Raw genomic sequence first — 25,058 nt, 5'->3', positions numbered from 1 at the left:
GCATGGCGCATGAGCCAACTGGCGGGCGCGCGCTTTCAGCAACTGGTCGAGATCATGAGGACGCTGCGCTCCGAGCATGGCTGCGCGTGGGACCGCCAGCAGACGGTGCGGACCCTGCGCCCGTTCGTGCTGGGCGAAACCTACGAGCTGCTCGACGCGCTCGACCGCGAGGATTACGAGGAACTGAAGGGCGAGCTCGGCGACTTCCTGTTCGAAGCGGTGTTCCTCGCGCAGATCTGCGAGGAGGAGGGGCGCTTCTCGATCGCCGACTCCATCCAGGCGATCTCGGACAAGTTGATCCGCCGCCACCCGCATGTGTTCGATGCCGAGGGCCTGCCCACCGTAGCTTCAGCGGAGGTGGGCAAGGCGTCGCTCACGCCGCGCGAGGTGAAAGAGCGGTGGGAGGACATCAAGAAGCAGGAACGCAGTGACGCCGGCGAGCCCGACAAGACGCTGCTAAGCGGCATCCCGCGGTCGATGCCGTCGCTGCTGCGCGCCTACGAACTGGCCACGCGCGCCGCGACCGTGGGCTTCGACTGGGTGAAGCCCGAGGACGTGCTCGACAAGATCGACGAAGAGACCCGCGAGCTGCGCGAGGCGGTCGAGACCCTCGGGCCGAAGTCGCCGGAGGCGGAAGAAGAGCTGGGCGACCTGCTGTTCGCCGTGGCCAACCTGGCCCGCAAGCTCGGCGTGGAACCCGAAGCGGCCCTCCGCCTGGCCAACGACAAGTTCCAGAGGCGGTTTGACGATGTGGAGCGGCAGGTGACGAGCAAGGGCGAACGGATGCGCGACCTGACGCTGGCGCAGCTCGAGGCGCACTGGGTGATTGCTAAAGCAACCACGAAGGACGCGAAGAACACGAAGAATTGACCTTCGTGAGGACAGTCACGCCTCATAGGACGAAACGCCGCAGCGACGACTTCAGAAACTCCGAATGGAAGTTCATCAAAAGTCCCACCTTGAATCCGCCCGACTTCAAGTACGACAACAGCTGTGCCTGATGAATCCGGTCCAGCCTCTCGACAGCCTTTAGTTCAACGACAACCTGTCCGTCGACGACGAGGTCGAGCCGCTGGGGCCTGAGAGGCTGGCCACGGTACATCACGCGGATGCTAACCTCACGCTCATATCGCAGCCCCTCAAGCGCGAGGTCGATGGCCATGGCGTCGTGATACAGCCCCTCTGTGTAGCCAGGGCCGAGCGCCTGATGGACTCGGAGAGCGCACCCGATTGTCCGAGTGACGAGCGCTTCGACCTCAGGAGAGCAAGCCGGAGTAGTTCGGGTCAACATGGGCACCTCCTAATTGATTTTCTTCGTGTCCTTCGCGTCCTTCGTGGTTGCCTTTGTGACACCGCAAGCCGGCGGCCGGTGAACGTCCGGACGTCCAGGCCTCGGCCGTCGGTCGACATCTCGATCTGCCCGTCCTGGTCCGTACGGAGCACCTGAGCGCCTGAACCGCGGTAGCGCTCCAACACGTGTGGCACTGGATGACCGTATGGATTCCCACGGCCGTTGCTGATCACCACCACGTCGGGATTTACGGCGTCGAGGAACGCCTGTGAACTCGACGTGCCGCTGCCGTGGTGCGGGGACTTCAAGACGACGATCGGCAGCAGGTCGAGCGTCGGACTGAGCGCCTGCTCCACCTCCCGGCCGATATCGCCGGTCAGCAGCATCGACACCTGGCCATAGCGCAACTCGATCACAAGCGAGTCGTCATTCCTTACCTTTTGGCGTTCCCAGTCGGGCAACGGTGGATGGAGGACGCGCAGTTCGACGCCGCCGAGCTCCAGGCGGTCGCCCTGCTGCAGCCATCGCCAGGCCGAGCGGTTGCGGTCTGACGCGCCCTGCAACTTAACCGTCGGCTCGTGGTTGGCGACAAACGTGCCGGCCCACACTTCTCGCGGCGTGAAGTCCTTCACCAGGGACGCCCCGCCACCAATGTGATCGGGATCGCTGTGGGTGATGGCGAGGTAGTCGAGGCGCACGATGCCCCTGGCGCGCAGCGCCGGGCCGATCACGCGATCGCCGATGTCGAAGTCGCCGCGCAGCGACACGCCGCCCGCATCGACCATCAGCGTGCGGCCGTTCGGCAGGGTCACCAGCATGGCATCGCCCTGCCCCACGTCCATGACGGTGAGGTAAAGACGGCCATCGCCGAATTGCCGCGCCAATGTCGGCGGCGCGATCGCTATCCATAGGAACAGAAGGAATGCCAACCACGAAGCACACGAAGAGCCACCACGAAGCACACGAAGAAGACTTTTTTGTATTCCAAAGGTTATTGATTCGCGTCCTTCGTGGTTCACTTCGTGTCCTTCGTGGTGGACAACGGCGGCGATCAAACAGATGTAGTACGCGGCGACCACGAGCAGCGACGGCGAGGGCACGCGCCAGGTGAGCCACGGCGCCATGTCCACCAGTGTCGCGCTGTCGATCAGGCCTCGGACGGCCAGATGCGTGGCCAGGCCGGCGAGAGTCGCCACCCTGTCGGCGCCAGCGGCATCGAGCGCGGCTGTGACCATCGACGCCACCTGCACGATGGCCATGCACGGCACGGCGACCAGGTTCACTACGAGACCGGCCAGCGTGACCCGCTGGAAGACAAGAGCGCCGATCGGCATCAACGCCGCCTCGGCGCAGGCGGAGGCGACGATCAGCAGGAGTGGGCCTCGGAGCCAGGCAGGTGGGGCGGGTAGGGCGGGTGCGGCGGGTGGGGCCTGAAGAGCAGGACCGACACGCGTGGTGCCGACTACGATCGCGGCGGTGGCGCCGAAGGTCAGCCAGAAGCCGACGTCGGCCACGGCCAGCGGCGTGACCACCAGCACGGCCGCCGCGGTCAGCGCCATCGCATGTGACGGCGCGGTGCGCTGATCGATCATCCGCAGCGACAAGTAGATCGCCGCCATGACGGTAGCCCGGGTCACGGATGGTCCGCCACCGGCGACGAAGGCGTACCACGCCAACACTGCGACCGCAGCCCCCGCGGCCCAGCCGTCGCGAATGCGCAGCCACCACAGTGCTCCGAGGATCAGCCCCGCCAGGATGGCGATGTTGCCGCCGGAGATGGCGATCACGTGGTAGGTGCCCGCCTCCTGGAGACGCCGTTCGACGTCGCGGTCGAGCGACCCGCGATCGCCAATCAGGATCGCGGTTGCCACCGCCGCCGACTGCGGGTCGCGAACAGTCACGTGGCGCGCCATCGCCCGCCTGACCGAGGCCCGCACCGACGCCGCTGACTCGTCGAACCAACGGCCGCGGCCGGTCACCTCCACGAGCGCGGCGCTCTTGACCGATCCCACGAGCGACATCCCCCGCCTCGCGAGCAGCCGCTCCTGGTCCGGCACGCCGGCGTTCAAGTAGCGCGCCGGCCGGCGCAACAGCGCGGGCGCCTTGATCCGGCGTCCCGCGCGCCACTCGCGCATCGCTTCCGCCGCGAGGGCGCCGGTCACCGTCAGCGAGACGCCGCCCAATACCGCCTCAGGACACGGCCCGATCCACACCCGCTCGACCTGCAGACGCAGCAGCGCCCCGCTGTCGGTGAGAGCGGCATCGGCCAGCAGCCGGCCCTCAATCGCGATCGGCGTGTCGAGGCGCGGGGCGCCGGCGCTTTCAATGGCGAATCCGCCCAGGCGTTGTTCGAGCAGCGTGCGCAGCGGCGAATGAAGGGCCGCCTGCTCGGCCGCCGACGCCAGCAGCGCGCACCCGGCGCCGAGACCGACCAACCCGCTGCGACGAGCCCAGGCCAGGCGTTGGCGGGAGGCGCACAGGAACGTCGCGACCGCGGCAATCGCCAACAGCCAACGGATCGGCGACATCCACAGGGAATCGGCGAACACGCCAACGGCAGTGCCTGCCGCAGCCGCTATGGCCAGCGCAAGTGAGAGTGACATGGCACTCTCACAAGCAAACGGCGGGGCATCGGGAAAGCGGCGGAAATGCTAGAAACAGCGTTCTAAGTACGCAGAACACGCCACGCTTCAGCGAGAAAGACGTGGCGTTTCCTGCAATGCCAGGCAACCCTAAAGGGTTGCCTCCACCGTTACCTAGGAGCTGGCGACGGCGGCGTAGTAGTCCTGCAGCGCTCGGACCTCGAGGCCTTCGGTTCTCAAGGCCCGAATCGCCTCCAGCGCCGCGGCCGCGCCGGTGATCGTCGTGATGCACGGCACCCCGGCCATCATCGCCGCGCGGCGAACAGCCTTGTCGTCGAAGAACGACTCGCGCCCGTGCGGGGTGTTCACCACCAGCGAGATCTTGCGATTGACGATCTCGTCGGCCAGGCTCGGCCGGCCCTCGTTCACCTTGAACACCACCGAGCACTCCAGGCCGTGCGCTCGCAGGTACGCGGCGGTGCCGCGCGTGCCGATCAACTGGAACCCCAGCTCGGCGAAGCCCTTCGCAATGGGCAGCACCTCGCCCTTGTCCTCGTTGTTCACGCTGATGCAGATGGAGCCCTCTTCCGGCAGCCGCTGCCCGGCGCCCAGCATCGCCTTGGCGAACGCCATGCCGAAGTTGTCGGCGCCGCCCATCACCTCGCCGGTGGACTTCATCTCGGGTCCCAGAATCGTGTCGACGCCAGGGAAGCGCACGAACGGGAACACCGGGCTCTTCACGAACACGCCCGCCGGCACCATGTCGTCGATCACGCCCAGGTCGGCCAGCGACTTGCCCGCCATCACCCGTGCGGCCACCTGCGCCAGCGGCACGCCGTTGGCCTTTGACAGGTACGGCACCGTGCGCGACGCGCGCGGGTTGACCTCGAGCACGTAGACCATGTCGTCCTTGATGGCGTACTGCGTGTTCATCAAGCCGACCACCTTCAGCGCCTTCGCGATGCGCCGCGTGTAGTCGCGAATGGTCGCCAGGTGGCGGTCGCCCAATCCCGGCGGCGGCACGACGCACGAGCTGTCGCCCGAATGGATGCCGGCCTCTTCGATGTGCTCCATGATGCCGCCAATCACGACGGCGCCGGTTTCGTCGGCGACGCAGTCGACGTCCACCTCCTTGGCGTGTTCCAGGAAGCGGTCGATCAGGATCGGCCGGTCGTGCGACACGTCCACCGCGGTCATCATGTAGCGGTCGAGCGTCGCGACGTCATACACGATCGCCATGTTGCGTCCGCCCAGCACGTACGACGGGCGCACCACCACCGGGAAGCCGACCTTGGCCGCGACTTCGCGCGCCTCGGCCCGCGACGTGGCGGTGCCGCTGGCGGGTTGCGGAATGCCCAGGTCCCACAGCAATTGATTGAAGCGCTGGCGGTCTTCGGCGAGGTCAATCGAGTCGGGCGACGTGCCCAGAATGGTGACCCCGGCGGCCTGCAGCCCGAGCGCCAGCTTCAGCGGCGTCTGTCCGCCGAACTGGACGACGCACGACACGTCCACGTTGCCCTCGCGCTCGCGTTCGATCACCGCCATCACGTCCTCGAACGTGAGCGGCTCGAAGTACAGCCGGTCGGCGGTGTCGTAATCGGTCGACACGGTTTCGGGGTTGCAGTTGACCATCACGGTCTCGAACCCCTCTTTCTTGAAACCGAACACCGCATGGCAGCAGCAATAGTCGAACTCGATGCCCTGGCCAATACGGTTCGGGCCGCTGCCGAGGATGATCACCTTCTGCTTGTCGGTCGGGTCAGCCTCGCACTCCTGTTCGAAGGTGCTGTACATGTACGGCGTATACGACTCGAATTCGGCCGCGCAGGTATCGATCCGCTTGAAGACGGTCTTCACCTTCAACTCGTTGCGCTTCTCGCGCACCGCCGTCTCGTTGACGCCGAGAATGTCGGCCAGCTCGCCGTCGCCGAAGCCGGCGCGCTTGAGCGTGCGCATCAGGTCGTAGGACATGTCGCGCAGGCCGACCATCTCGGCCGTCTTGCGCAGCTCGACCAGCTCCTTGAACTGCTGCAGGAACCACGGGTCGATGTTGGTCAGCTCGTGGATCTTCTCGACGTCCCAGCCCTTGTCGAGCGCCCGGAACAACGCCCACATGCGCCGGTCAGTCGGGATCACGAGCTTGCGGCGCAGCTCCGTATCTTCGTCCTCGCTCGAACCCGCGTCCGCTTCGTCCACGTCCATCTGCGGCCGGCGGAACAGCAAGCCCTCCTTGCCCAGCTCCAGCGAGCGCACGCCCTTCAGGAACGCCTCCTTGAAGGTGCGGCCAATCGCCATCGCCTCGCCCACCGACTTCATCTGCGTGGTCAGGGTGCGGTCGGCCAGCGGGAACTTCTCGAAGTTCCAGCGCGGAAACTTGACCACGACGTAGTCGATGGTGGGTTCGAACGACGCCGGCGTCACCCGCGTGATGTCGTTTGGAATCTCGTCGAGGTGATAGCCGAGCGCGAGCTTGGCGGCGATCTTGGCAATCGGGAAGCCGGTCGCCTTGGAGGCCAGCGCCGACGACCGCGACACGCGCGGGTTCATCTCAATCACGATCATCCGGCCATCGTCCGGGTTGATGGCGAACTGGATGTTGGAGCCGCCGGTTTCGACGCCGACGCGGCGGATGATCTTGCGACCCCAGTCGCGCATGCGCTGGTATTCCTTGTCGGTCAGCGTCAGCGCCGGCGCCACGGTGATGCTGTCGCCGGTGTGCACGCCCATCGGGTCGATGTTCTCGATCGAACAGATGACGACGAAGTTGTCGGCCGCGTCCCGCATTACCTCGAGCTCGAATTCCTTCCAGCCGATGACCGACGTCTCGACGAGGATTTCGTGGACCGGGCTCAAGTGCAGGCCGCGACCGGCAATGTCCTTGAACTCTTCGAGGTTGTAGGCAATGCCGCCGCCGACGCCGCCCATGGTGAATGAAGGACGAATGATGGCCGGGAATCCGGTCCGTTCAACGATCGCGTGCGCCTCTTCCAGCGTCTTGGCCACGCCGCTGTCCGGCACGGGGACGCCGATTTCCTTCATGGCATCGCGAAACAACAAGCGGTCTTCGGCAACTTTAATCGCCGGGATCGACGCGCCGATCAGCGCGACGTTGTGCTTCTTGAGAATGCCGAGCTCGTCGAGCTGCACCGCGAGGTTGAGCGCCGTCTGGCCGCCGACCGTGGGCAAAATCGCATCCGGCTGCTCGCGCGCGATGATCTTCTCGAGGGCCTCGGGCGTCAGCGGCTCGACATACGTGCGGTCCGCCAACTCGGGGTCGGTCATGATGGTCGCCGGGTTGCTGTTGACGAGAATCACTTCGAGGCCTTCGTCGCGCAACGCCTTGCAGGCCTGCGTGCCCGAATAGTCGAACTCGCACGCCTGGCCGATGACGATCGGGCCCGACCCGATGACCAGTACCCGCTTGATCTCTGTACGTTTTGGCACTTAGTTCTTTTCCATTTCGTCGAGAAATTCCTGGAACAGATAGTCGGCGTCGTGCGGTCCCGGCGAGGCCTCCGGATGGTACTGCACCGAGAAAATCGGCTTGTCGATGTGCCGCAGGCCCTCAATGGTGCCGTCGTACAAGTTCAGGTGCGTGACCCGCGTCGTCGCCGGCAGCGAGTCCGGGTCAACGGCGAAGCCGTGGTTCTGCGACGTGATCTCAATGGCGCCGGTGTCGAGCTGCTTCACCGGGTGATTGCCGCCGCGGTGGCCGAACTTCAACTTGTAGGTCTTGGCGCCAAGCGCGAGCCCCATCAACTGGTGGCCGAGGCAAATGCCGAACATCGGCGTGCTGCCTTCGGCCAGTTCCTTGATGTTGTCGACGGCGTAGGTCACCGCCGCCGGGTCGCCCGGGCCGTTGCTCAGGAAGATACCGTCCGGCTTCCACGCCATCACTTCGGCGGCGGGAGTGGACGCGGGAAACACCCGCACCTGGCAACCGTGGGCGGCCAGCCGCCGCAGGATGTTGGTCTTGATGCCGTAGTCGTACGCCGCCACGCGCAGTGTGCGCTTGGCGCGGCGCAGCGGCTCCACGCCGAAGCTGGCATCGGTCACCGCGTCGGCCAGCGAGGTGGCAAAGTCGTACGCCTCGGGCGTGGTGACGTCCTTGACCAGGTCGCTGCCTTCCATGTGCGGCACTTGGCGGGCACGCTCAACCAGCACCGCCGGATCCGCGGAGCCGGTCGCGATAATGCCGCGCATGACACCCGACGAGCGTAGCGCCCTGGTCAGCGCGCGCGTGTCGACGTCGCCGATGGCGACGATGTTGTGGCGGACCAGGTAGTCGCGCAGGGTGCCGGTGGCGCGCCAGTTGCTGGACACCGGCGAGGCGTCGCGCATGACGAAACCGGCAACCTGCGGCTTGTCGGACTCGGTGTCAGCCCCGGCCACGCCGTAGTTGCCGATCTGCGGCGCGGTCATGGTGACAATCTGCCCGGCGTACGAGGGGTCCGTGAGGATCTCCTGGTAACCGGTCATGCTGGTGTTGAACACCACTTCGCCCGTGGTCTCGCCCGCGGCGCCCGCCGAGACACCCTGAAACCAGGTGCCGTTTTCCAGTGCCAGAATCGCGTTCATCCTTACTCCTGTACGCTCAACGAGGCGGCCGCGCGCGCGCGCTCGCCGGCCACCACGCGTACCGTGGTGGCAAAACTCTGATAGCCGGCCAGCGACAGGCCGACGCGGTAGCTCCCCGGGGCCAGGGCCTCAATCGTCAGAGGCGTGGTGCCCCGGTTGGTGCCATTCACCGTCACGGTGGCGCCCGGCGGACGCGACTCGACTAACAGACCGCCGGTCATCGCTGCCCCGCCGACGCCCGCTGGCGAACCTGCGGGCTTCGGCAAGGTCACGCCGGAGCGGCCGGCGGCCGCGGAGGCGGACGGCGTCAGCTGAACTTCCAGCGTCCGCGAGGGACGGGCCCGCGTCAGCACGACGCGTTGCTCCTCGGCGATATAGCCGCGGCGGGTAATGGCGACCCTGCGCGAGCCCAACTCGAGATCGCGGAGCGCCAGCGGAGTCACGCCGCGGGCGACCCCGTCCACCGCGACGCTGGCCCCGCTTGGCGTCGAACGAATCAGCAGGCGGCCCGCATTCACTTCAACGGGTGGAGGCAACCCCTTCTTGGGGTTGCCTTGCGGTGCCGCCTCAGCTGGCCCTTCGACCGGCGCTGCGGCGACCGGCGCACTCACCGCGGCCTCGGTGCCGTTCGAGGGCGCCGCCATCGTCTGGATCGGGCGCGTCTGCAGCGCGCGCGGCCGCGCCATGTAGCCGGCCGCGAAACCCACCACCATGCCGACCAGGCAGGCCGCGATCAACATGCCGCCGCTAAACCGCTCGGCCGGCTTCGCCGGCGTGTAAGCGGCGCTCGGCTGCCACGATGTCACGGGCTCAACCGGCGGCGACAGGCGGGGCTCGAACGATTCCAGTGGCGTTTCCTCTTTCTCCTCCAGGACCGGAACCGCGGCTGCTACCGGCTCGAGCTCATCGAGATCGATCGGCGAGGCGGGCGTGGGCTCCGGCAGGAACCCGGTTTCGAGGACGTCTTCGTCTTCGTCAACGGCGCCGCCAAGAGGCAGCACGGGGATGACGGCGGCTTCGAGCGCCTGGCAAAAGGCCAAGCACGACGCGAATCGATCGGCCGGCTGCGGCGCCAGCGCGCGCGTGAACGCCCGTGCCAACGCGGCGCGATCGACGCCGGGCAGCGCGCGCACCTCGATTGGCCGCACGGCAGGCCCGGAAATTCTCCGGCCGAACATCCACTCGAACGCGATCGCGCCCAGCGAAAACTGGTCGGCGGCCGGTTGCGCAGGCCCGCCGGCGGCGATTTCGGGCGCTGCATAGGGCGGACGCGCCGGTTGATCGGCCGCCGCCGTGGTCTCGTCCAGGCCATGAACCTGCGTCTGGTCGGCCGAGACGAAAATATTCTGGGGATGGAGGCGGCCGTGAACCTGGCCGGAAGCATGTGCGGCGTCGAGGATCTCCGCGATCGCCCGAAGGCGCGGCAATAGGTCTTCAATCGCCGCGGGACCATAGTCGCGCAAGGCCGCTTCGAGGGAGTCGCCGTCCACTACGTCTGTAACCAAAGACCGAGTCTGCTCATCGAACCTCGGTGAGCCTTTTCGTCCATTTCTCGACTCGCAATGTTATCACCAACGGTTGACAGTGTTGGTGACCGTTTGAGACAGTACGGGGCGGTGCCTTCCGACGTCTCGCCCGTCTCTGCCTCAACGGCGGTAGACATTCGTACTTTCCCGTGGATTCGGCGGCTGGCGTCCGACTACGCGTTCGCGTACGCGAACGTGGCCCCGTTCTTCGCCGGCGATCCCGCCACCGCCTCGGCGTGGGCCGACACCATTACGCGGTCACAGGGCCTGGCCCGTCAACCGGCAGAGATTGCGCGCATCCTGGCGGCTCAGCAGCAATCGCGCGGCGCTCCCGCGGCGGCGCGCGCGTCGGCCGCGCGGCTGGCCGACCCGGCCACCCGCGTCGTGATCACGGGTCAGCAAGCCGGCTTGTTTGGCGGTCCGCTCTTCACGCTGCTGAAGGCCCTGACGGCCATGAAGCTGGCGGCCAAGGTGGAGCGCGAGCACAAGGTGCCGGTCGTTCCGGTGTTCTGGATTGACGCCGAGGATCACGATTGGCTCGAGGTCAGCGGATGTACGGTGCTCGACACCGAGCTCGCCCCCTCCACCATCCGCCTGGCCGATCTCGACGGCGCCGGCCACCTCCCCATCGCCAAGCTGACACTCACGCCCGACAGCACGGCCGCCGTCGACGCACTCGAGGCCGCGCTCCCCGACTCGGAGTTCAAGGCCGCGATCATCAGTTCGCTTCGCAAGACCTATGCGCCGGGTGTGGGCATGGCGACGGCGTTCGGCGCGTGGCTCGAAGAGGTGCTCGGGCCACATGGCCTGGTGGTCTACGACTCGTCCGACCCGGCCGCCAAGGTGCTGGCCCGCGACGTGTTCGTCAAGGAAGTGAGCGAGCCTGGCAACACGGCGCGGATTGCCGCGCGCGCCGGTGAGGCGCTGGTCGCCAAGGGCTATCACGCGCAAGCGACGCTGGCCGATGGCACCGTGTCGGTGTTTCACCTGAACCCCGAACGCGCCGCCGTACACGTCACTGGCAACCGGGCGCTGATCGGCGAGCGCGAGTTCACCCTGCCGCAACTGGTGGCCGAGGCGACCGCGCATCCCGAACACTTCAGCCCGAACGTGCTGTTGCGCCCCCTCGTGCAAGACACGGTGTTCCCGACGATTTGCTACGTCGCCGGCCCCAACGAGCTGGCGTACCTGGGCCAGCTCAAGGATGTCTACGCGCACTTCGGCGTGCCCATGCCGCTGATGTATCAGCGCGCGACGGCGACCCTCGCCGATTCGGCGACCGTCCGCTTCCTCAGAAAGTACGACCTGCCGCTCACGGCGCTGCGGGCGCAGGACGAAGCGGCGTTGAACCAGTTGCTCGAAAGCCAGCTGCCGCCCACGGTCGAGCAGTCGCTCACGGCGGCCTCGGCCGCCATCGTGGAGCGCATGGCCGCGGTGGCGGCGGCGGTGCCGCTGATCGACCCGACCCTCGAAGGCACGGTCAAATCCACCCTCGGCAAGCTCGAGCATGAAGTGCATTCGCTGCACAACAAGGTGATTCACGCGGCCAAGCGGAAAGACGAGACGCTCCGCCGCCAGTTCCAGCGCGCGCAGGCCCTCACCTTCCCCCAGGGCCACCCGCAGGAACGTGAAGTCGGCTTCGTGTGGTTCCTGAACCGCTACGGACCCGCCCTGGTGGACCGGCTGATCGACGAGCTGCCGCTCGAGATGGGCCACCACTGGGTCCTGACGATTTGAAGAAACGATCGAAGAAATCGGGCTGGCGCGCGCGGCTCCGCTGGCCGAAGTGGCTGGCGCCCTACCGCCGTCATCTCCTGATGAGCCTTGGCGCGGCCGTGCTGGTCATGCTGGGCTCGCTGACCTATCTCTATGTCTCGTACGGCCGCATCATCGATGCGCGCCTGCACGGCGAACGCGATCGCGCCGTGCCCCGGGTGTTCGGCCGCCCGCTGACGTTGCAGGCCGGACAGAACATCACCCACAGCGAGTTGATCGCACGCCTCAACGACGTCGGCTACGCGCAGCGCTCGCGCGTCGAACAGCCCGGCGAGTTCGCCATCGATCGCCACACCGTCGTGCTGATCTCCCGCGGCGGCGACCAGGCCGGCAAGCCCCTGACCGTGTCGTTCCCCGAACCGCCGGTCCTCCAGAAGAAGTCGGCCAAGCCACCGCCAGTGGCGCAACGCATTGCCCGCCTGCAGGTGGCAGCCAAGGCAGTGGACCGGGTCACGCTCGATGCGCCGCTGCTGACCGGGCTGATGACCGGCACGCGCGAAAAGCGGCGGCGCGTCGCCCTGGACGCGATTCCCGCCCGCATGCAGGAGGCGGTGCTGGCCATCGAAGACCGCCGGTTCTACTACCACCCGGGCATCGACCCGATCCGGATCGTTGGCGCGCTCGTCACCAACGTGTTCGGCGACAAGCCCTATCTCTCTGGCGCCAGCACCATCACGCAGCAGTTGGCCCGCAACTTCTTCCTGACCGATGAAATGGCCCTCGAGCAGCAGACCGGACAGCGCTCGCCGCTGCGCAAGCTCCGCGAGCAGTTCATGGCCATCATTCTCGAGACCAAGGCGACCAAGGACGAGATCCTCGAGCTGTACCTCAACGACGTCTACCTGGGGCACCGCGGTTCGTTCGCGCTGCACGGCGTCGCCGAAGCCTCGAAGATATTCTTCGGCAAGGACGTGCGCAACCTGACGCTGAGCGAGGCGGCGCTGATTGCCGGTGTGATCCAGTCACCGCAGATCCACTCGCCGTTCAACAATCCTGAGCGCGCCCGCGACCGCCGCAACGTGGTGCTCCGCTCGATGGCCGACGGCGAGTACATCACGCCCGACGCCGCCGAACGCGCCACCCGGGAACCGATCGCGGTGGTCGCCCGCGCCGTCGACAACGAGGCGCCGTACTTCGTCGATTTCCTCGGCGAGGCGCTCGACCAGTCGTTCCCGGGCGTCACCACCAGGCCCGGCGCGCTCGACATCTACACCACGCTCGACCTCAACCTGCAGCGACACGCCCAGGAGGCCGTCCGCGAAGGCATTGCCAGGGTGGACGTGGCGCTGGCGCGCCGCAAGCGCGGCCCTCAGCGCGTGGCGCAGGCGGCGCTCGTCGCGATCGATCCACGCACGGGCGAAATCCTGTCCTTCATCGGCGGCCGCTCCTACAACCAGTCGCAGTTCAACCGCGCCGCCAACGCGCGGCGCCAGGTGGGCTCCACCTTCAAGCCGTTCGTTTTCCTCGCGGCTTTCGAGAAGGCGGCCGACGAGGGCACCGGCGACATCACGCCGGCAACGATCGTGTACGACGAGCCGACGACCTGGAATTTCGACAACCAGGAGTGGACGCCACGCAATTACGACGGCGAGTATGACGGCGCCATCACGCTCCGCCGCGCGCTCGCCATGTCGCGCAACGTCGCCACCGTCAAGGTGGCCGAGCAAACCGGGTACGACCAGGTGGTCGCGCTGTGGCGCAAGACCAAGATTGGCACCCAGGACCAGGTGAAGCCGTACCCGTCGGTCGCCCTCGGGGTGATCGAACTGACCCCGCTCGAGGTGGCCGAAGCCTACACGGTGTTTCCGAACCGCGGCACGGTGAAGAAGCTGCGGCCGATTATCAACGTGCTGAGCGGCGAGCAGGATGCCAGGCCCAAGGTGGTGCCCGGGCCCAGCGTGGCGCGGCCCTCGGCCGCGTTCCTGGTCACGCACATGATGCGCAGCGTGCTGAACGAAGGGACCGGGGCCAGCGCCCGCGGCGCCGGCTTCACCTACGATGCGGCCGGCAAGTCGGGCACCACCAACGACCTGCGCGACGCCTGGTTCGTCGGCTTCACGCCCGAATTGCTCACGGTCGTGTGGGTCGGCCTCGACGACAACCAGCCCCTCGGCCTCAGCGGCTCGCAGGCGGCACTGCCGATCTGGACCTCGTTCATGATGAAGGCCCTAGCCGGCCGCGCCAATGCCGGCTTCGAAGCGCCAGGCGGGGTGAGCTTCGTCGAAGTGGACCGCGACACCGGCAAGATTGCCACGCCGACCTGCCCCCGCGTCACCAACGAGGCCTTCCTTTCTGGCACCGAGCCGCTCGCCGGTTGCGAGTTGCATCGATTTCAGTAGCCAGTAGCCAGTAGCCAGTAGCCAGTAGCCAGAGGGCTCCCGCATCCACTGGCATCTGGCATCTGGATACTGGATACTGTTCAGCAATGAACCACGAAGTCTTCGCTGCGCTCGGAGAGGCGCTGTCGCGTGGCGAAGAGGCCGCCCTGGTCACGATCGTCTCGTCCAACGGCTCGACGCCGCAGCGCGTCGGCGCCAAGATGCTGGTGTTCGGCGACGGCCGCATTGTCGGCACCGTCGGCGGCGGCTGTTACGAACACGACGCCATCGGCAAGGCGCGCCAGGTGTTGCAGACGCGCAAGCCCGCCACCGTCAAGTACGACTTGAACGACGACTTCGCCGAGGAAACGGGACTGGTGTGCGGCGGGCAGATGGAAGTGTTCATCGAGCCGATCGAAGCGTCGCCGGCGGTGTACGTTTTCGGCGCCGGCCACGTCGGCTACTACCTGGCGAAGATGGCGCACGAGGCCGGGTTCGGCGTACACGTGATCGACGACCGGGCCGCCTTTGCCAACCGCGAACGCTTCCCGTTTGCCGCGTCGGTGGTCGTCGATGACATTCCCGCATGGCTGGCGCGCACGACCCTGCCCGCCACGGCCTATGCCGTGATCGTCACGCGCGGCCATCGCAACGACCTCGATGCCCTGCGCGCGCTCGCCCCGCGCGACTTGCGCTACATGGGCCTGATCGGCAGCCGCGCCAAGGTCGCCCGCCTCTACGAGCAGCTGATGACCGAAGGCGGCGTGGATCCCGACCGCCTCGCGCGCATTCACGCGCCGATCGGCCTCGATCTCGGCGCGGTCACGCCCCAGGAAATTGCCGTCAGCATCACGGCCGAGTTGATTGCCGTGCGGCGCGGCAAGGCCGAGGCGCTGAAGGCCGCCTCGCTGCAATGGTTCCCCAACCTCAAGGCGCTTCGCTAACCGGGCCCCACGCGCGGCAGCCGCGCGTGGGCGGTCTAAGAATCAGCGGGGCGACCATCGTCACCATGAACGATGCCTTCGACGTGGTCGAAGGCGACGTGCTGGTGCGCGACGGGCGCTTCGTCGCGGTCGGCCAGGTGCCCGCCAGCGAACGGGTCGATCGCGTGATCGATGCGAACGGGGCCTTCCTGCTGCCCGGCTTCATCCAGACCCACATCCACTTGTGCCAGACGCTGTTTCGCGGTTACGCCGACGATCTGGCGCTGCTTGACTGGCTGAAGCAGCGCGTGTGGCCGATGGAAGCCGCGCACACACCGGCATCGCTGGCCGCCGCGGCCCAACAGGCGGCTTCCGAGCTGCTGCTGAGCGGGACGACGACCGTACTGACCATGGAGACAGTGCACGACACGGATGCCGTGTTCGCCGCACTCGAGCCCATGGGCCTGCGCGCCGTCGTCGGCAAGTGCATGATGGATGCGGACGATGCGGTGCCGGCGCGCTTGCTGGAGAAGACCGCCAGTTCGCTCGACGAGAGCGTGGCGGTCGCCAAGCGCTGGCATGGCCGTGCCAACGGCCGCCTGCGGGCTGCCTTCGCGCCGCGCTTTGCGGTGTCGTGTTCGCAGGCCCTGCTCGAAGCGGTGGCGTCGCTGTCGCTGGAACACGGACTCGTGGTGCACACCCACGCCTCCGAGAACCGCAACGAGGTCACGCTGATTCGCGAACGAACTGGCCGCTCGAACATCGACTACCTGGCGCACACTGGACTGGCGTCGCCGCGCCTGTGCCTGGCCCACTGCGTATGGGTGGACGACCACGAGCAGTCGGTGATGGCTGAACATGACGTCAAGGTGCTGCACTGCCCCGGTTCGAACCTGAAGCTCGGCTCGGGCCTCGCGCCAGTTGTCGAGATGCGGGCGAAGGGTATTTCGGTGTCGCTCGGCGCCGACGGCGCGGCCTGCAACAACCACCTCGACATGTTCGAAGAGATGCGGCTGGCGGCCGTGCTGCAGTCGGTCCGCAAGGGCCCGGGGGCACTGACCGCCCGCGATGCGCTGTGGATGGCCACGCGCGAAGGCGCGCGCGCGCTGGGGCTCGGCCGCGAGCTCGGCAGCATTGAGGCCGGCAAGCGCGCCGACTTCCTGTTGGTGGATCGCGACCGGCCGCAGTTCATGACCAGCCAGGACCCCTATTCGGCGCTCGTCTACGCAACCCGAGGCAGCGACGTCCGCACCACGGTCGTTGACGGCGAAGTCCTGGTCGAGGCGTTTCGTCCCACCCGGTGGGATGCCGCCGAGATTTCGCGCACCGCCCGGTCCGAAGCCGCCGCCCTCGCCTCGCGCGCCGGCTTCTAGGGCCGCGGATTCAATACAGCCACCGATTCGGCACAGATTAGACACGGATCTAATCAATCCCGTCTAATCAATCCGGCCTACTTAATCCCGCCTCAATCCCGGCAGGCCTCCTGCGAAGGCAACTATTCCCGCATTGGTCTCGTCTACTATGTCGTGGCACGACATATCGTGAGACGCCATAGTTTCAGGCAACCCCGAGAAGGGGTTGCCTCCACCGGACCAGATGATCAAACGAGACCCGACCCCCTTTCTGCCGCTGACCCCGGCGGCGTTCCATGTCCTGCTGACGCTGGCCGACGGCCCCCGCCACGGCTACCAGATCCTGAAAGACGTCGAGGAACGCACCGACGGCGAGGTCGTGCTCAGCACCGGCACGCTCTACGGTCTGGTCAAGCGCTTCCTGGACGACGAGCTGATCCTGGAGACGCGGCCCACCGCGGGAAGCGATGAGCGGCGGCGCACCTACAAGTTGACGACGCTCGGCCGCGAAGTGGCCGAGGCCGAAGCCGCTCGACTCGAGCGGCTGGTGCGCGCCGCCCGCGGCGCCAACCTGCTGACCAAGCCTCGAACCACGTAGCGGCGGGTCGTCAGACCCGCCTGGAGAGACGAATGCCGAAACACGCAGTCCTCTATCGCGCCCTGCTCCGCATTCTGCCCCGTTCGTTCCGCGACGAGTTCGCCGACGAGATGGCCGAGGTCTTCGGGGACCAGCTGCGCCGCACCGGCGGCACCGACCGCGCTCGGCTGTGGCTCGCCACCATCGCGGCGGTCCTGGCCCTGTCGATCAGGCTGAGACTCGACCAGGCGCTCATGGATGTGAGACACGCGGCCCGTGGGCTCGCCCGCCAGAAGACTTTCACGATCACCGCCGTCGCCACCCTGGCGCTGGCCATTGGGCCGGCCACCGCCGTCTTCAGCGTGCTGCGCAGTGTCGTGTTCGACCCGCTGCCGGGCGCCGACGTCCAGCGCGTGGTGTATGTGTGGGCCACCAACCAGCAACGCAACCTCACCGAGTTCCCGTGGTCCGAACTGAACTTCCTCGATCACCATGAACGCAAGCGCGGACTCTCGGCGCTGGCCGCCTTCACGGGCACCCGCGCCACCTTCGGCGGCGAGACGCCGCAACAGCTCACCGGCGCGTGGGTGTCAGCCGACATCTTCGACGTCCTCGGCATCTCCCCGGCTCGCGGCCGCCGGTTCGAACCGGCCGACATGTTGCCCGGGGCGCCGCCGGTCGTCGTGCTCAGTCACAAGCTCGCCCACGCACGCTTCGGCTCGCTCGACGCCACCGGCCAGTCGCTGGTGATCGACAGTGAGCCGACCACGGTGATCGCGGTGCTGCCAGAGGGCGTCCGCTTCCCCGCCGCCGATGGCGAGTTCTGGCAGCCGCTGACCATCGATCGCGCCACCAGCTCGCGCGGCTCCAACTACCTGTCGATGATTGGGCGGCTTGAACCGGGCGCGACGCCGGAATCCGTTGCCGCCCACATGAGCCAGGTCGCGATCGACCTGGAACGAGAGCATCCGGCGACGAACTCCGGGTACCGCGTGGCGACGGTTCCGGCGGCCCGGCAATTGACGCGGGCGGCCCGGCGCGTTGTCCCGGTGCTCGGGCTGGCGGCGGTGGCGATTTTCCTGCTGGCCGCCACGAACATCGCCAGCCTCGTGGTGGTCCGCACCGCGGGTCGCCAGGCGGAGCTGTCGGTGCGAGCCGCCCTCGGCGCCAGCCGCTCCCGGCTTTCACGGCAACTGCTGACGGAACACCTGCTGTTGGCCGGCCTCGCCGCCGTCGCGGGCACCGGGGTCGCATGGGGATTGCTCCGTCTGCTCGCGCTCAGCCGGCTGGTGCCGGTACACCAACTGGAGCGCGCCCGGCTGGACGCACCGGTCCTGTTGTTCCTGTTTGCATTGATGGCACTGACCGCGGCGACACTCGGATGGGTGGTGTCGCGCCGCGTCATGAGTGCCGCGCAGATCGGCACCGGCCAGCGATCGCAATCGGCCACTCGCAAGGTCGTCCGCCTCCGACACGTGCTGGTCGGCATCGAGGTCGGCGCCGCGGTCGTGCTGCTCGCCGCGGCGGCATTGCTCATCCAGAGCGCGGCCCGTCTGGTGACCGAGGACCCCGGCTTTCGCACCGAAAACGTGATCACGTTCCAGGTTGGCCTGCCACCGGCCCGCTATCCGGATGTGGCGGCCCGCGGACGTTTCCTCGACGCCGTGGTCGAGAAACTGGCAGCCGTGCCTGGTGTGGCCCAGGCGTCCTCTGCCGCTTACCCGCCCATGACGCCCATGCGCGCCACGCGTCGTTTCGCCGTCGATGGCAGGCCGCTGCCAGCCCCTGGGTCCGAGCCGCTGGCCATCGACCTGCCGGCCGGCCCCGGCTACGCCGCCATCATGGGCCTGCGGGTGATCGACGGCCGCTGGATCGAAGCCCGCGATCGCACCGATGCGCCTCCGGTGGTCGTGATCAGCGAGTCATTCGCCAGCCAGCATTTTGCCGGGGAGCGCGCCGTCGGAAAGCGGCTGCGCTACTACAACGGCCGGCCCGGCCTGCCACCGCCGCCCATGCCCGAGATCATCGGGGTCGTCTCCGACGTGCGCCAGTACGGAATGGCGGAGGCGGCGAGTGCGCAGATGTACGTTCCGCATCTCCAGCGGCCGTGGACCTTCACGAGTTTCTTCGTGCGCACGGCCGGTGATCCGCGTTCGGTGTTGGCCGGCCTCGCCGGCGCCGTTCGCGCCGTGGATCCCGAGCGGCCGGTGGAAGACATGCGCATGCTGGGAGAACTGGTGAGTGACTCGACTCAAGCACGGCGCGCCTTGAGCGCGCTGCTGGCGCTGGCCGCGGTGGTGGCCCTGCTGATTTCGACCATTGGTGTTTACGGGGTGACGGCCGCGACGACCGCCGCGCGAAAACACGAGCTGGCGATCCGGACCGCGATTGGCGCCGACCGGCCCGGCTTGTTGCGCCTGGTCATCGGCCAGAGCATGGTGGCTGCCACGCTGGGGGTCGTCGCCGGTGTGATTGCCGCGGCGGCGACGGCCACCGCGCTCGAGTCGGTCTTGTACGAAGTGCAGGCCCGCGACCCCGCGACGCTGGCCGGCGTGGGCGCGGTGCTGCTCGGCATTTGCTGGGTCGCGACCTATCTTCCGGCGCGGCGGGCACTTACAGCCAACCCGGCCGAGGCGCTGCGGGCCGACTAGACCCCGGGCGTGTTACAATTCCTAGCAGTCCACGTATACGACTGCTAATGAGTAGCCCTGCCCTTTCGGACCGCACGCGGCGCATTCTGGCAACCTTGGTTCGCTCCTATATCGAGACGGGCGAACCGGTGGCATCGGCGGCGCTCGCCCAGAAAGCCGGCTTGAATTTGTCGTCGGCGACGGTGCGCAACGTGCTCGCCCAGCTCGAGGAAATGGGCTACGTGTGGCAGCCGCACACCTCGGCGGGCCGCGTGCCCACCGACACCGGCTATCGCTGCTACGTGGACATGCTGATCGAAGGCCGGCGCGCCACCAAGGACGTCTCGGCCGTGGAGGCACGCTTGCGGCAAGAGGCCGGCGATGACCCGCTCATGGACGACCTGCTGTCGTCCACCTCGCACGTCCTGTCGGAGGCGAGCAAGAGCGTCGGATTCGCGATTGCCCCGCCCAACGCCGACGCGCTGTTCCAGCGCATTGAGTTCGTGCCGCTCAGCGGCAATCGCATTCTCGTGGTGGTGGTGGCCAGCGGCAACCAGGTGTCGCAGAAGACCGTCGACATCGGCGAGTCGGTCACGGCGTCGGAACTGACCCAGGCCGCCAACTTCCTGAACTCCGAGTTTGCCGGCCGTACCCTGCAGCAAGTGCGCGACGGCGTCGTCGACCGGCTGAAGCAGGAGCGGTCGCTGTACGACCAGTTGCTGGGCCTCGCGTTGCGCCTGGCCAGCAGTTCGTTCGCGAACCTCGAGCGGCCCACGGCCGTCTACATTGACGGGGCGTCGAGCCTGCTGGAAGAAGTCGTCCAGGCCAGCGGCATTTCGGCGGCGACCCTGCGCGGCCTGTTGCGCATGGTCGAAGAAAAGCAACGGCTGGTCGGCATCCTGACCGAATACATCGACGGCCCCGGCCTCACGGTGGTGATCGGGGCGGAACACAGCGACCCCGAGTTGCGGCCGTTCAGCCTGATTGCCGCCACCTACTTCGACGGCCGCAGCACCGGCACGGTCGGGATCATTGGCCCGACGCGCATGCGCTACTCGAAGGCCATTAGCGTGGTCGACATTGCCGCACTCGCCGTCGCCAGGGTGCTGCGGGACGTAAATTGATTTAGGAGTTGAAAGTTGACGAGTTGATAGTTGGCAGTTGAAGTTACGAGTTTCAGTGGCAGTTTCAGTTCAAAGTGGTCACGCCGCGTCAGCAACTCCTTTGAGCGATAGCCTGAAACCGCAAACTGAAACTGCAACTGCAACTGGAACTGCAACTTTCAAATTCAACTACCAACTACCAACTACCAACTTTCAACTGTCAACTAACAAGCAACCCGCAATGAGCGACGAAACCAACGAGCCACAATCCCCTGACAGTCCTGCGACCGACGCTGGTCCGCTCGACCCGCCCGATGCGGGCACGCCCGCCGAAGCGATCAAGCGCGAGCGCGATGACCTGCACGACCGCCTGCTGCGCAAGACCGCGGAGTTCGACAACTTCCGCAAGCGCGTCGACCGCGACCGCAAGGACATGATCGAGTGGGCGGCCGCCGACGTCTTGAACGACGTGCTGGCGATTGCCGACGACTTCGACCGCGCGCTGGCCGCTGACGCGCCGCCCGAGGCGCAGCAATACAAGGCCGGCCTGGAACTGATCCAGCGGCAACTCGCCGACCTGCTCAAGAAGCGCGGCGTGACGGTCATTGAGGCGCTCGGCGCCGACTTCGATCCGCACTTCCACCAGGCCGTGGCGTACGAGGAAGTGGCCGGCGCTCGCGACGGCGAAGTGGTTGACGTGCTGGCCAGGGGTTACAAGCTCGGGGAACGCTTGCTGCGCCCAGCCATCGTGAAGGTCGCGAAAGCATCGTGAGCAAGCGCGACTACTACGAGATCCTCGAAGTCTCGAAGACGTCCACGGACCAGGAGATCAAGAGCTCCTACCGGCGCCTGGCGCTCAAGCTCCATCCCGACCGCAACCCCGGCGACAAGCGCGCCGAGGAGCAGTTCAAGGAAGCGGCCGAAGCCTACGCCATCCTCAGCGACGCCGAGAAGCGCACCCGCTACGACCGGTTCGGTCACGCCGGCGTCGGTGGCGGTCCGCAGGGCTTCGACCCGTCGCAGTTCTCCGGGTTCGAAGACATCTTCGGCGGCCTCGGCGACATCTTCGGGTTTGGCGGCTCACGCCGCGGCGGGCCCCAGCGCGGCTCGGACCTGCGCTACGACCTCGAGATCAAGTTCGAGCAGGCCGCCAAGGGCGTCGAAACGCACATCCAGATTCCGCGCCAGGAAACCTGCGACAGCTGCAAGGGGTCGGGCGCGGCGCCGGGCACTTCGCCCACGACCTGCCCCGGCTGCCGCGGCGCGGGCCAGGTTCGCTTTCAGCAGGGCTTCTTCACCATGGCCCGCACCTGCAGCCAGTGCCGGGGCGCCGGCAAGGTGATCGCCAAGCCGTGCCAGACCTGCCGCGGCACGGGCACGACCGAGCAGACCCGCAAGCTGACCGTGAAGATCCCGGCCGGCATTGCCACCGGGCAGCGGCTGCGCCTGACCGGCGAAGGCGAATCGGGCACGCAGGGCGGACCGACCGGCGATCTTTACGTCGTGATCTTCGTGCAGGATCACGAGTTCTTCCAGCGCGACGGCAACGATCTGCACTGCGCGGTGCCGCTCGCGTTCACGACCCTCGCGCTCGGCGGCGAAATTAAGGTACCGGGCCTCGACGGCGACGAGACCGTCAAGATTCCCGAAAGCACCCAGACCGGCACCACCTTCCGCCTGCGCGGCAAGGGCATGCCCGACGTCTCGGGCCGCGGCCGCGGCGACATTCTCGTGACCGTCACCGCTGTCACGCCGAAGAAGTTGTCGAAGGAACAGAAAAAGCTGCTCGAGCAACTCGCCGAGACGCTGCCCGAGCAGAAGGTCAAGCCCGACGCCCGCGAAGACGACGACCGCGGCATCTTCGGTAAGGTGAAGGACATTTTTGGGTAATCGCACCTGGCCGGCGCTGGTTCTCCGGGCCAGCGTCGTGGACGACTCTGAAGACATGGTGTCCGCGGTCCTCACCGACTACTCACCGGTCGCCATCCACGATCTCGCCGAGCGGCCGTTGCCGCCGGGCGGGCTGTGGGATCCGACCTACCCGCCCATTCCCGATCCGCCCCCGACGCCGCTGCACTGGAACATCTGCTTCAACGACGCGACCGAGCGCGACCAGGCCGCCGCGGCCATTCGCGAGGGGCTGCCCGATCTCGCCATCGAATCGGTCGACCTGCCAGACGACGACTGGGCCGCCCGCTCGCAGGCCACCCTGACCATGATCCACGCCGGGCGCTTCATCATCGCGCCGCCGTGGGATCTGCCGGCCGCCGATGTCGATGCGACGGTGATCGTGATCGAGCCGTCAATGGGGTTCGGCACGGGCCATCATGCGACGACCCGCATGTGCCTGCGGCTGTTGTCTGACCTGGATGTCTCGGACCTCACGGTGCTGGATCTGGGCACCGGCTCCGGCGTGCTGACCATGGCCGCCGCGCTCAGCGGCGCGCGTCGCGCGGTCGGGATCGACGTCGACGCCGACGCGATTCAGTCGGCGGAGTCGAGCGCGCGCATGAACACGCTGCCCGACACCATCACCTTCGAGGTGTCAGACTTCCGCACCTCGCCACCCGCCGCCGCCGACCTGGTGCTCGCAAACCTCACCGGCGGGATGTTGACCTCGAGTGGTGCGGCAATTGCCGTGCTGGTGAAGCGGGGCGGATGCCTGATCCTCAGCGGCTTCGACCACACCGAGATCGATGCCGTGCTCGCGGCCTTCCCGGGGTTCACCGAAGCCCAGCGCCTGGCGGAAGACAACTGGCAGGCCCTCCGTTTGAGCCGGCCCCGCTAGTCGTCCCTCCGCGCCAGCCCAACTATTTTTCCGCCAGCTGTTCGGTTTCGGCCCGGCCGGCGTTTCCTCCTATGCGACCAAAGTGACCTGCCCCAAAGGTCACCCCAAGGAGGTTCTGTTGGCGTTAGCAGCACTCAAGGCGGCATCGGGCGAGCGGCTTCCAGCGGTCAACGTGGCCCACCGGCCCCAGGTTCCGACCCCGGTCAGTCCCCATCCCCACGAGCTGCATCGCCTCTGCGTCGACGCCGTTGACCGGGCCATTGCCCACACGGCCAGGCGCTTCCGCCTGACCAGCGACGATGCCGCCGAGTTGCAGTCTGAGTTGTGGCTCAAGATCACCGCAGGACAAGGCCGAATCATCCGGCGATTCCGGGCCCAGGGCACTCTGGAAACCTATCTCACCCGCATCGCGCATCATCTCCTGCTCGACCTGCGCAACCGCTCCTGGGGACGCTGGCGGCCCTGTGTCGCCGCCCGGCAACTGGGCGCCTCCGGCGTGCTGTTCGATCGCCTGGTTCGCCGCGACGGCATGACCCTGGATCAGGCGCAATGCTGGTTTCGTACGGCTCACCCCGCCTCAGATTGGTCCGGACTCGCGGGCCTTCACGAGCAATTGCCCAAACGGCCACGACGAACATTCGTGCCCGCCGAGTTGGTCGACCAGCACCGTTGCGAGCCTCCGGTCGACCTCCAGGCGCACGCCGAAGCCGCCCGCGACCGCCAGCGCACCTTGATCCTGCTCAAGCGGGCCCTGCGGTCACTGCCCCCCACCGACCAGCACCTTCTGATCCGGCGCTATGTGGACGACGCGACCGTCTCGGCGCTGGCGGAGGACGGGCTGGGGGAAGCAAGACCGTTGTACCGGCGCTGCGAACGGTTGCTACGAACCGTCCGCCACGCACTCGAACGCGACGGCGTCACGCGCGAGTCACTCGACGCGTGGATCGGCGCGGCGCGTGACCACGAGTGTGCCCTGTGACGAAGGCCAGCGGGATACTGACGCCACAAGAGCACCGCGTGGCCATGGCGGTGTCGCTCGGATGGCGCAACAAGCGCATCGCCGAGTCGCTTAGCATCGCGGAGCGCACCGTGAAGAAGCACGTAGCCAACGCGTGCCGGAAGGCGGACGTTGAAGGGCGTGTGCAACTTGCCCTGTGGATGGCCCACCGGATATCCCCGCCTTGAATCGGATAGGATGCCGGCGACACGCCCATGGATCGTTCGCCCCCTCGAACCCCAGGCCCCGTCGATCACGCCGCCGGTGTGGAGTCCACCAGCTACTGCCCAGTTGCTGATGGCGAACAACCGCCTCGAGCCGGCATTGGCCGAGTCGAGGGTGGCACTACAACTCGAGCCCAACGCCTCGCGCGATAGCGCGACCGCCTATGCCAACCGGCGGCTGTCACCGGATCGGTTGGCGTTTGTCGAACTGGCACGCGGACGCAGCGACCGCGCCCTCTCCCTGCTGCAGGAATCGGTTGAGGCGCGCCTGCCGTCAGCGATCTGGATCGGCGTGGACCCGCGCTTTGACCCGCTCCGCGCGGTCCCGGCGTTCCAGGACTTGATTCGACAACTGCAGTTCACCAGCTAACACCATCCAGGAGGATGCACGGC

At 67.2% G+C, this 25,058-nt stretch carries 18 protein-coding genes; 13 read left to right on the top strand and 5 right to left on the bottom strand.

Annotated features, from left to right (window positions below):
- Positions 1-9: 9 nt before the first annotated feature.
- On the top strand, positions 10-870 hold the full coding sequence (mazG, locus tag Q8T13_19010) for a nucleoside triphosphate pyrophosphohydrolase (GenBank protein ID MDP3719857.1): 861 nt from the start codon (positions 10-12) through the stop codon (positions 868-870).
- Positions 871-892: 22 nt separating this feature from the next.
- Here mazG and Q8T13_19005 read toward each other — a convergent pair whose 3' ends face one another.
- The 5 genes from Q8T13_19005 to Q8T13_18985 all read right to left on the bottom strand — a co-directional run bounded on the left by Q8T13_19005 (position 893) and on the right by Q8T13_18985 (position 9,956).
- Positions 893-1,291 (bottom strand): GxxExxY protein, encoded by a 399-nt coding sequence (locus tag Q8T13_19005; protein MDP3719856.1) that lies wholly within the window; start codon positions 1,289-1,291, stop codon positions 893-895.
- Positions 1,285-3,894 (bottom strand): DNA internalization-related competence protein ComEC/Rec2, encoded by a 2,610-nt coding sequence (locus tag Q8T13_19000; protein ID MDP3719855.1) that lies wholly within the window; start codon positions 3,892-3,894, stop codon positions 1,285-1,287. Before Q8T13_19000 ends, Q8T13_19005 begins: the two co-directional genes overlap by 7 nt.
- 153 nt (positions 3,895-4,047) lie before the next feature.
- Complete coding sequence (carB, locus tag Q8T13_18995) at positions 4,048-7,317, bottom strand: carbamoyl-phosphate synthase large subunit (GenBank protein ID MDP3719854.1); 3,270 nt, start codon at positions 7,315-7,317, stop codon at positions 4,048-4,050.
- Positions 7,318-8,451: a glutamine-hydrolyzing carbamoyl-phosphate synthase small subunit gene (gene carA / locus Q8T13_18990; protein ID MDP3719853.1), complete on the bottom strand. Its 1,134-nt coding sequence runs from the start codon at positions 8,449-8,451 to the stop codon at positions 7,318-7,320. It abuts the gene before it with no gap.
- Positions 8,452-8,453: 2 nt separating this feature from the next.
- Positions 8,454-9,956: a PEGA domain-containing protein gene (locus Q8T13_18985; protein ID MDP3719852.1), complete on the bottom strand. Its 1,503-nt coding sequence runs from the start codon at positions 9,954-9,956 to the stop codon at positions 8,454-8,456.
- A 111-nt stretch (positions 9,957-10,067) separates the two neighbouring features.
- On the opposite strand from Q8T13_18985, the gene bshC reads away from it, so the two are divergent.
- The 12 genes from bshC (at position 10,068) to Q8T13_18925 (ending at position 25,035) form a co-directional block, all read left to right on the top strand.
- On the top strand, positions 10,068-11,714 hold the full coding sequence (gene bshC, locus Q8T13_18980; protein ID MDP3719851.1) for a bacillithiol biosynthesis cysteine-adding enzyme BshC: 1,647 nt from the start codon (positions 10,068-10,070) through the stop codon (positions 11,712-11,714).
- The gene (locus Q8T13_18975) at positions 11,711-14,092 is read left to right on the top strand and encodes a PBP1A family penicillin-binding protein (GenBank protein MDP3719850.1); all 2,382 of its coding nucleotides are present in this window, start codon (positions 11,711-11,713) and stop codon (positions 14,090-14,092) included. The genes bshC and Q8T13_18975 overlap by 4 nt, the downstream gene beginning before the upstream one ends.
- Before the next feature lie 86 nt (positions 14,093-14,178).
- Positions 14,179-15,015: an XdhC/CoxI family protein gene (locus Q8T13_18970; protein ID MDP3719849.1), complete on the top strand. Its 837-nt coding sequence runs from the start codon at positions 14,179-14,181 to the stop codon at positions 15,013-15,015.
- The gene (locus tag Q8T13_18965) at positions 14,985-16,367 is read left to right on the top strand and encodes a 5'-deoxyadenosine deaminase (protein MDP3719848.1); all 1,383 of its coding nucleotides are present in this window, start codon (positions 14,985-14,987) and stop codon (positions 16,365-16,367) included. The genes Q8T13_18970 and Q8T13_18965 overlap by 31 nt, the downstream gene beginning before the upstream one ends.
- A 223-nt stretch (positions 16,368-16,590) precedes the next feature.
- Positions 16,591-16,944, top strand: coding sequence for a PadR family transcriptional regulator (locus Q8T13_18960; GenBank protein ID MDP3719847.1), 354 nt, complete (start codon positions 16,591-16,593; stop codon positions 16,942-16,944).
- Positions 16,945-16,976: 32 nt separating this feature from the next.
- Positions 16,977-19,574: an ADOP family duplicated permease gene (locus tag Q8T13_18955; protein MDP3719846.1), complete on the top strand. Its 2,598-nt coding sequence runs from the start codon at positions 16,977-16,979 to the stop codon at positions 19,572-19,574.
- A gap of 47 nt (positions 19,575-19,621) precedes the next feature.
- On the top strand, positions 19,622-20,677 hold the full coding sequence (hrcA, locus tag Q8T13_18950) for a heat-inducible transcriptional repressor HrcA (protein MDP3719845.1): 1,056 nt from the start codon (positions 19,622-19,624) through the stop codon (positions 20,675-20,677).
- A gap of 220 nt (positions 20,678-20,897) precedes the next feature.
- The gene (gene grpE, locus Q8T13_18945) at positions 20,898-21,428 is read left to right on the top strand and encodes a nucleotide exchange factor GrpE (protein ID MDP3719844.1); all 531 of its coding nucleotides are present in this window, start codon (positions 20,898-20,900) and stop codon (positions 21,426-21,428) included.
- The gene (gene dnaJ / locus Q8T13_18940; GenBank protein ID MDP3719843.1) at positions 21,425-22,546 is read left to right on the top strand and encodes a molecular chaperone DnaJ; all 1,122 of its coding nucleotides are present in this window, start codon (positions 21,425-21,427) and stop codon (positions 22,544-22,546) included. The genes grpE and dnaJ overlap by 4 nt, the downstream gene beginning before the upstream one ends.
- Positions 22,539-23,444, top strand: coding sequence for a 50S ribosomal protein L11 methyltransferase (locus Q8T13_18935; GenBank protein ID MDP3719842.1), 906 nt, complete (start codon positions 22,539-22,541; stop codon positions 23,442-23,444). Before dnaJ ends, Q8T13_18935 begins: the two co-directional genes overlap by 8 nt.
- Positions 23,445-23,562: 118 nt before the next feature.
- Complete coding sequence (locus Q8T13_18930) at positions 23,563-24,423, top strand: sigma factor (GenBank protein ID MDP3719841.1); 861 nt, start codon at positions 23,563-23,565, stop codon at positions 24,421-24,423.
- Between the two features lie 216 nt (positions 24,424-24,639).
- Positions 24,640-25,035, top strand: coding sequence for a hypothetical protein (locus Q8T13_18925; GenBank protein ID MDP3719840.1), 396 nt, complete (start codon positions 24,640-24,642; stop codon positions 25,033-25,035).
- Positions 25,036-25,058 lie beyond the last annotated feature (23 nt).

It is taken from the genome of Acidobacteriota bacterium (assembly GCA_030697165.1).
In the GTDB taxonomy this organism is placed as follows: Bacteria; Acidobacteriota; Vicinamibacteria; order Vicinamibacterales; family UBA2999; genus 12-FULL-67-14b.
Note: the sequence above shows the minus strand (reverse complement) of the source record. Positions and strands in the feature narration are given on the sequence as shown.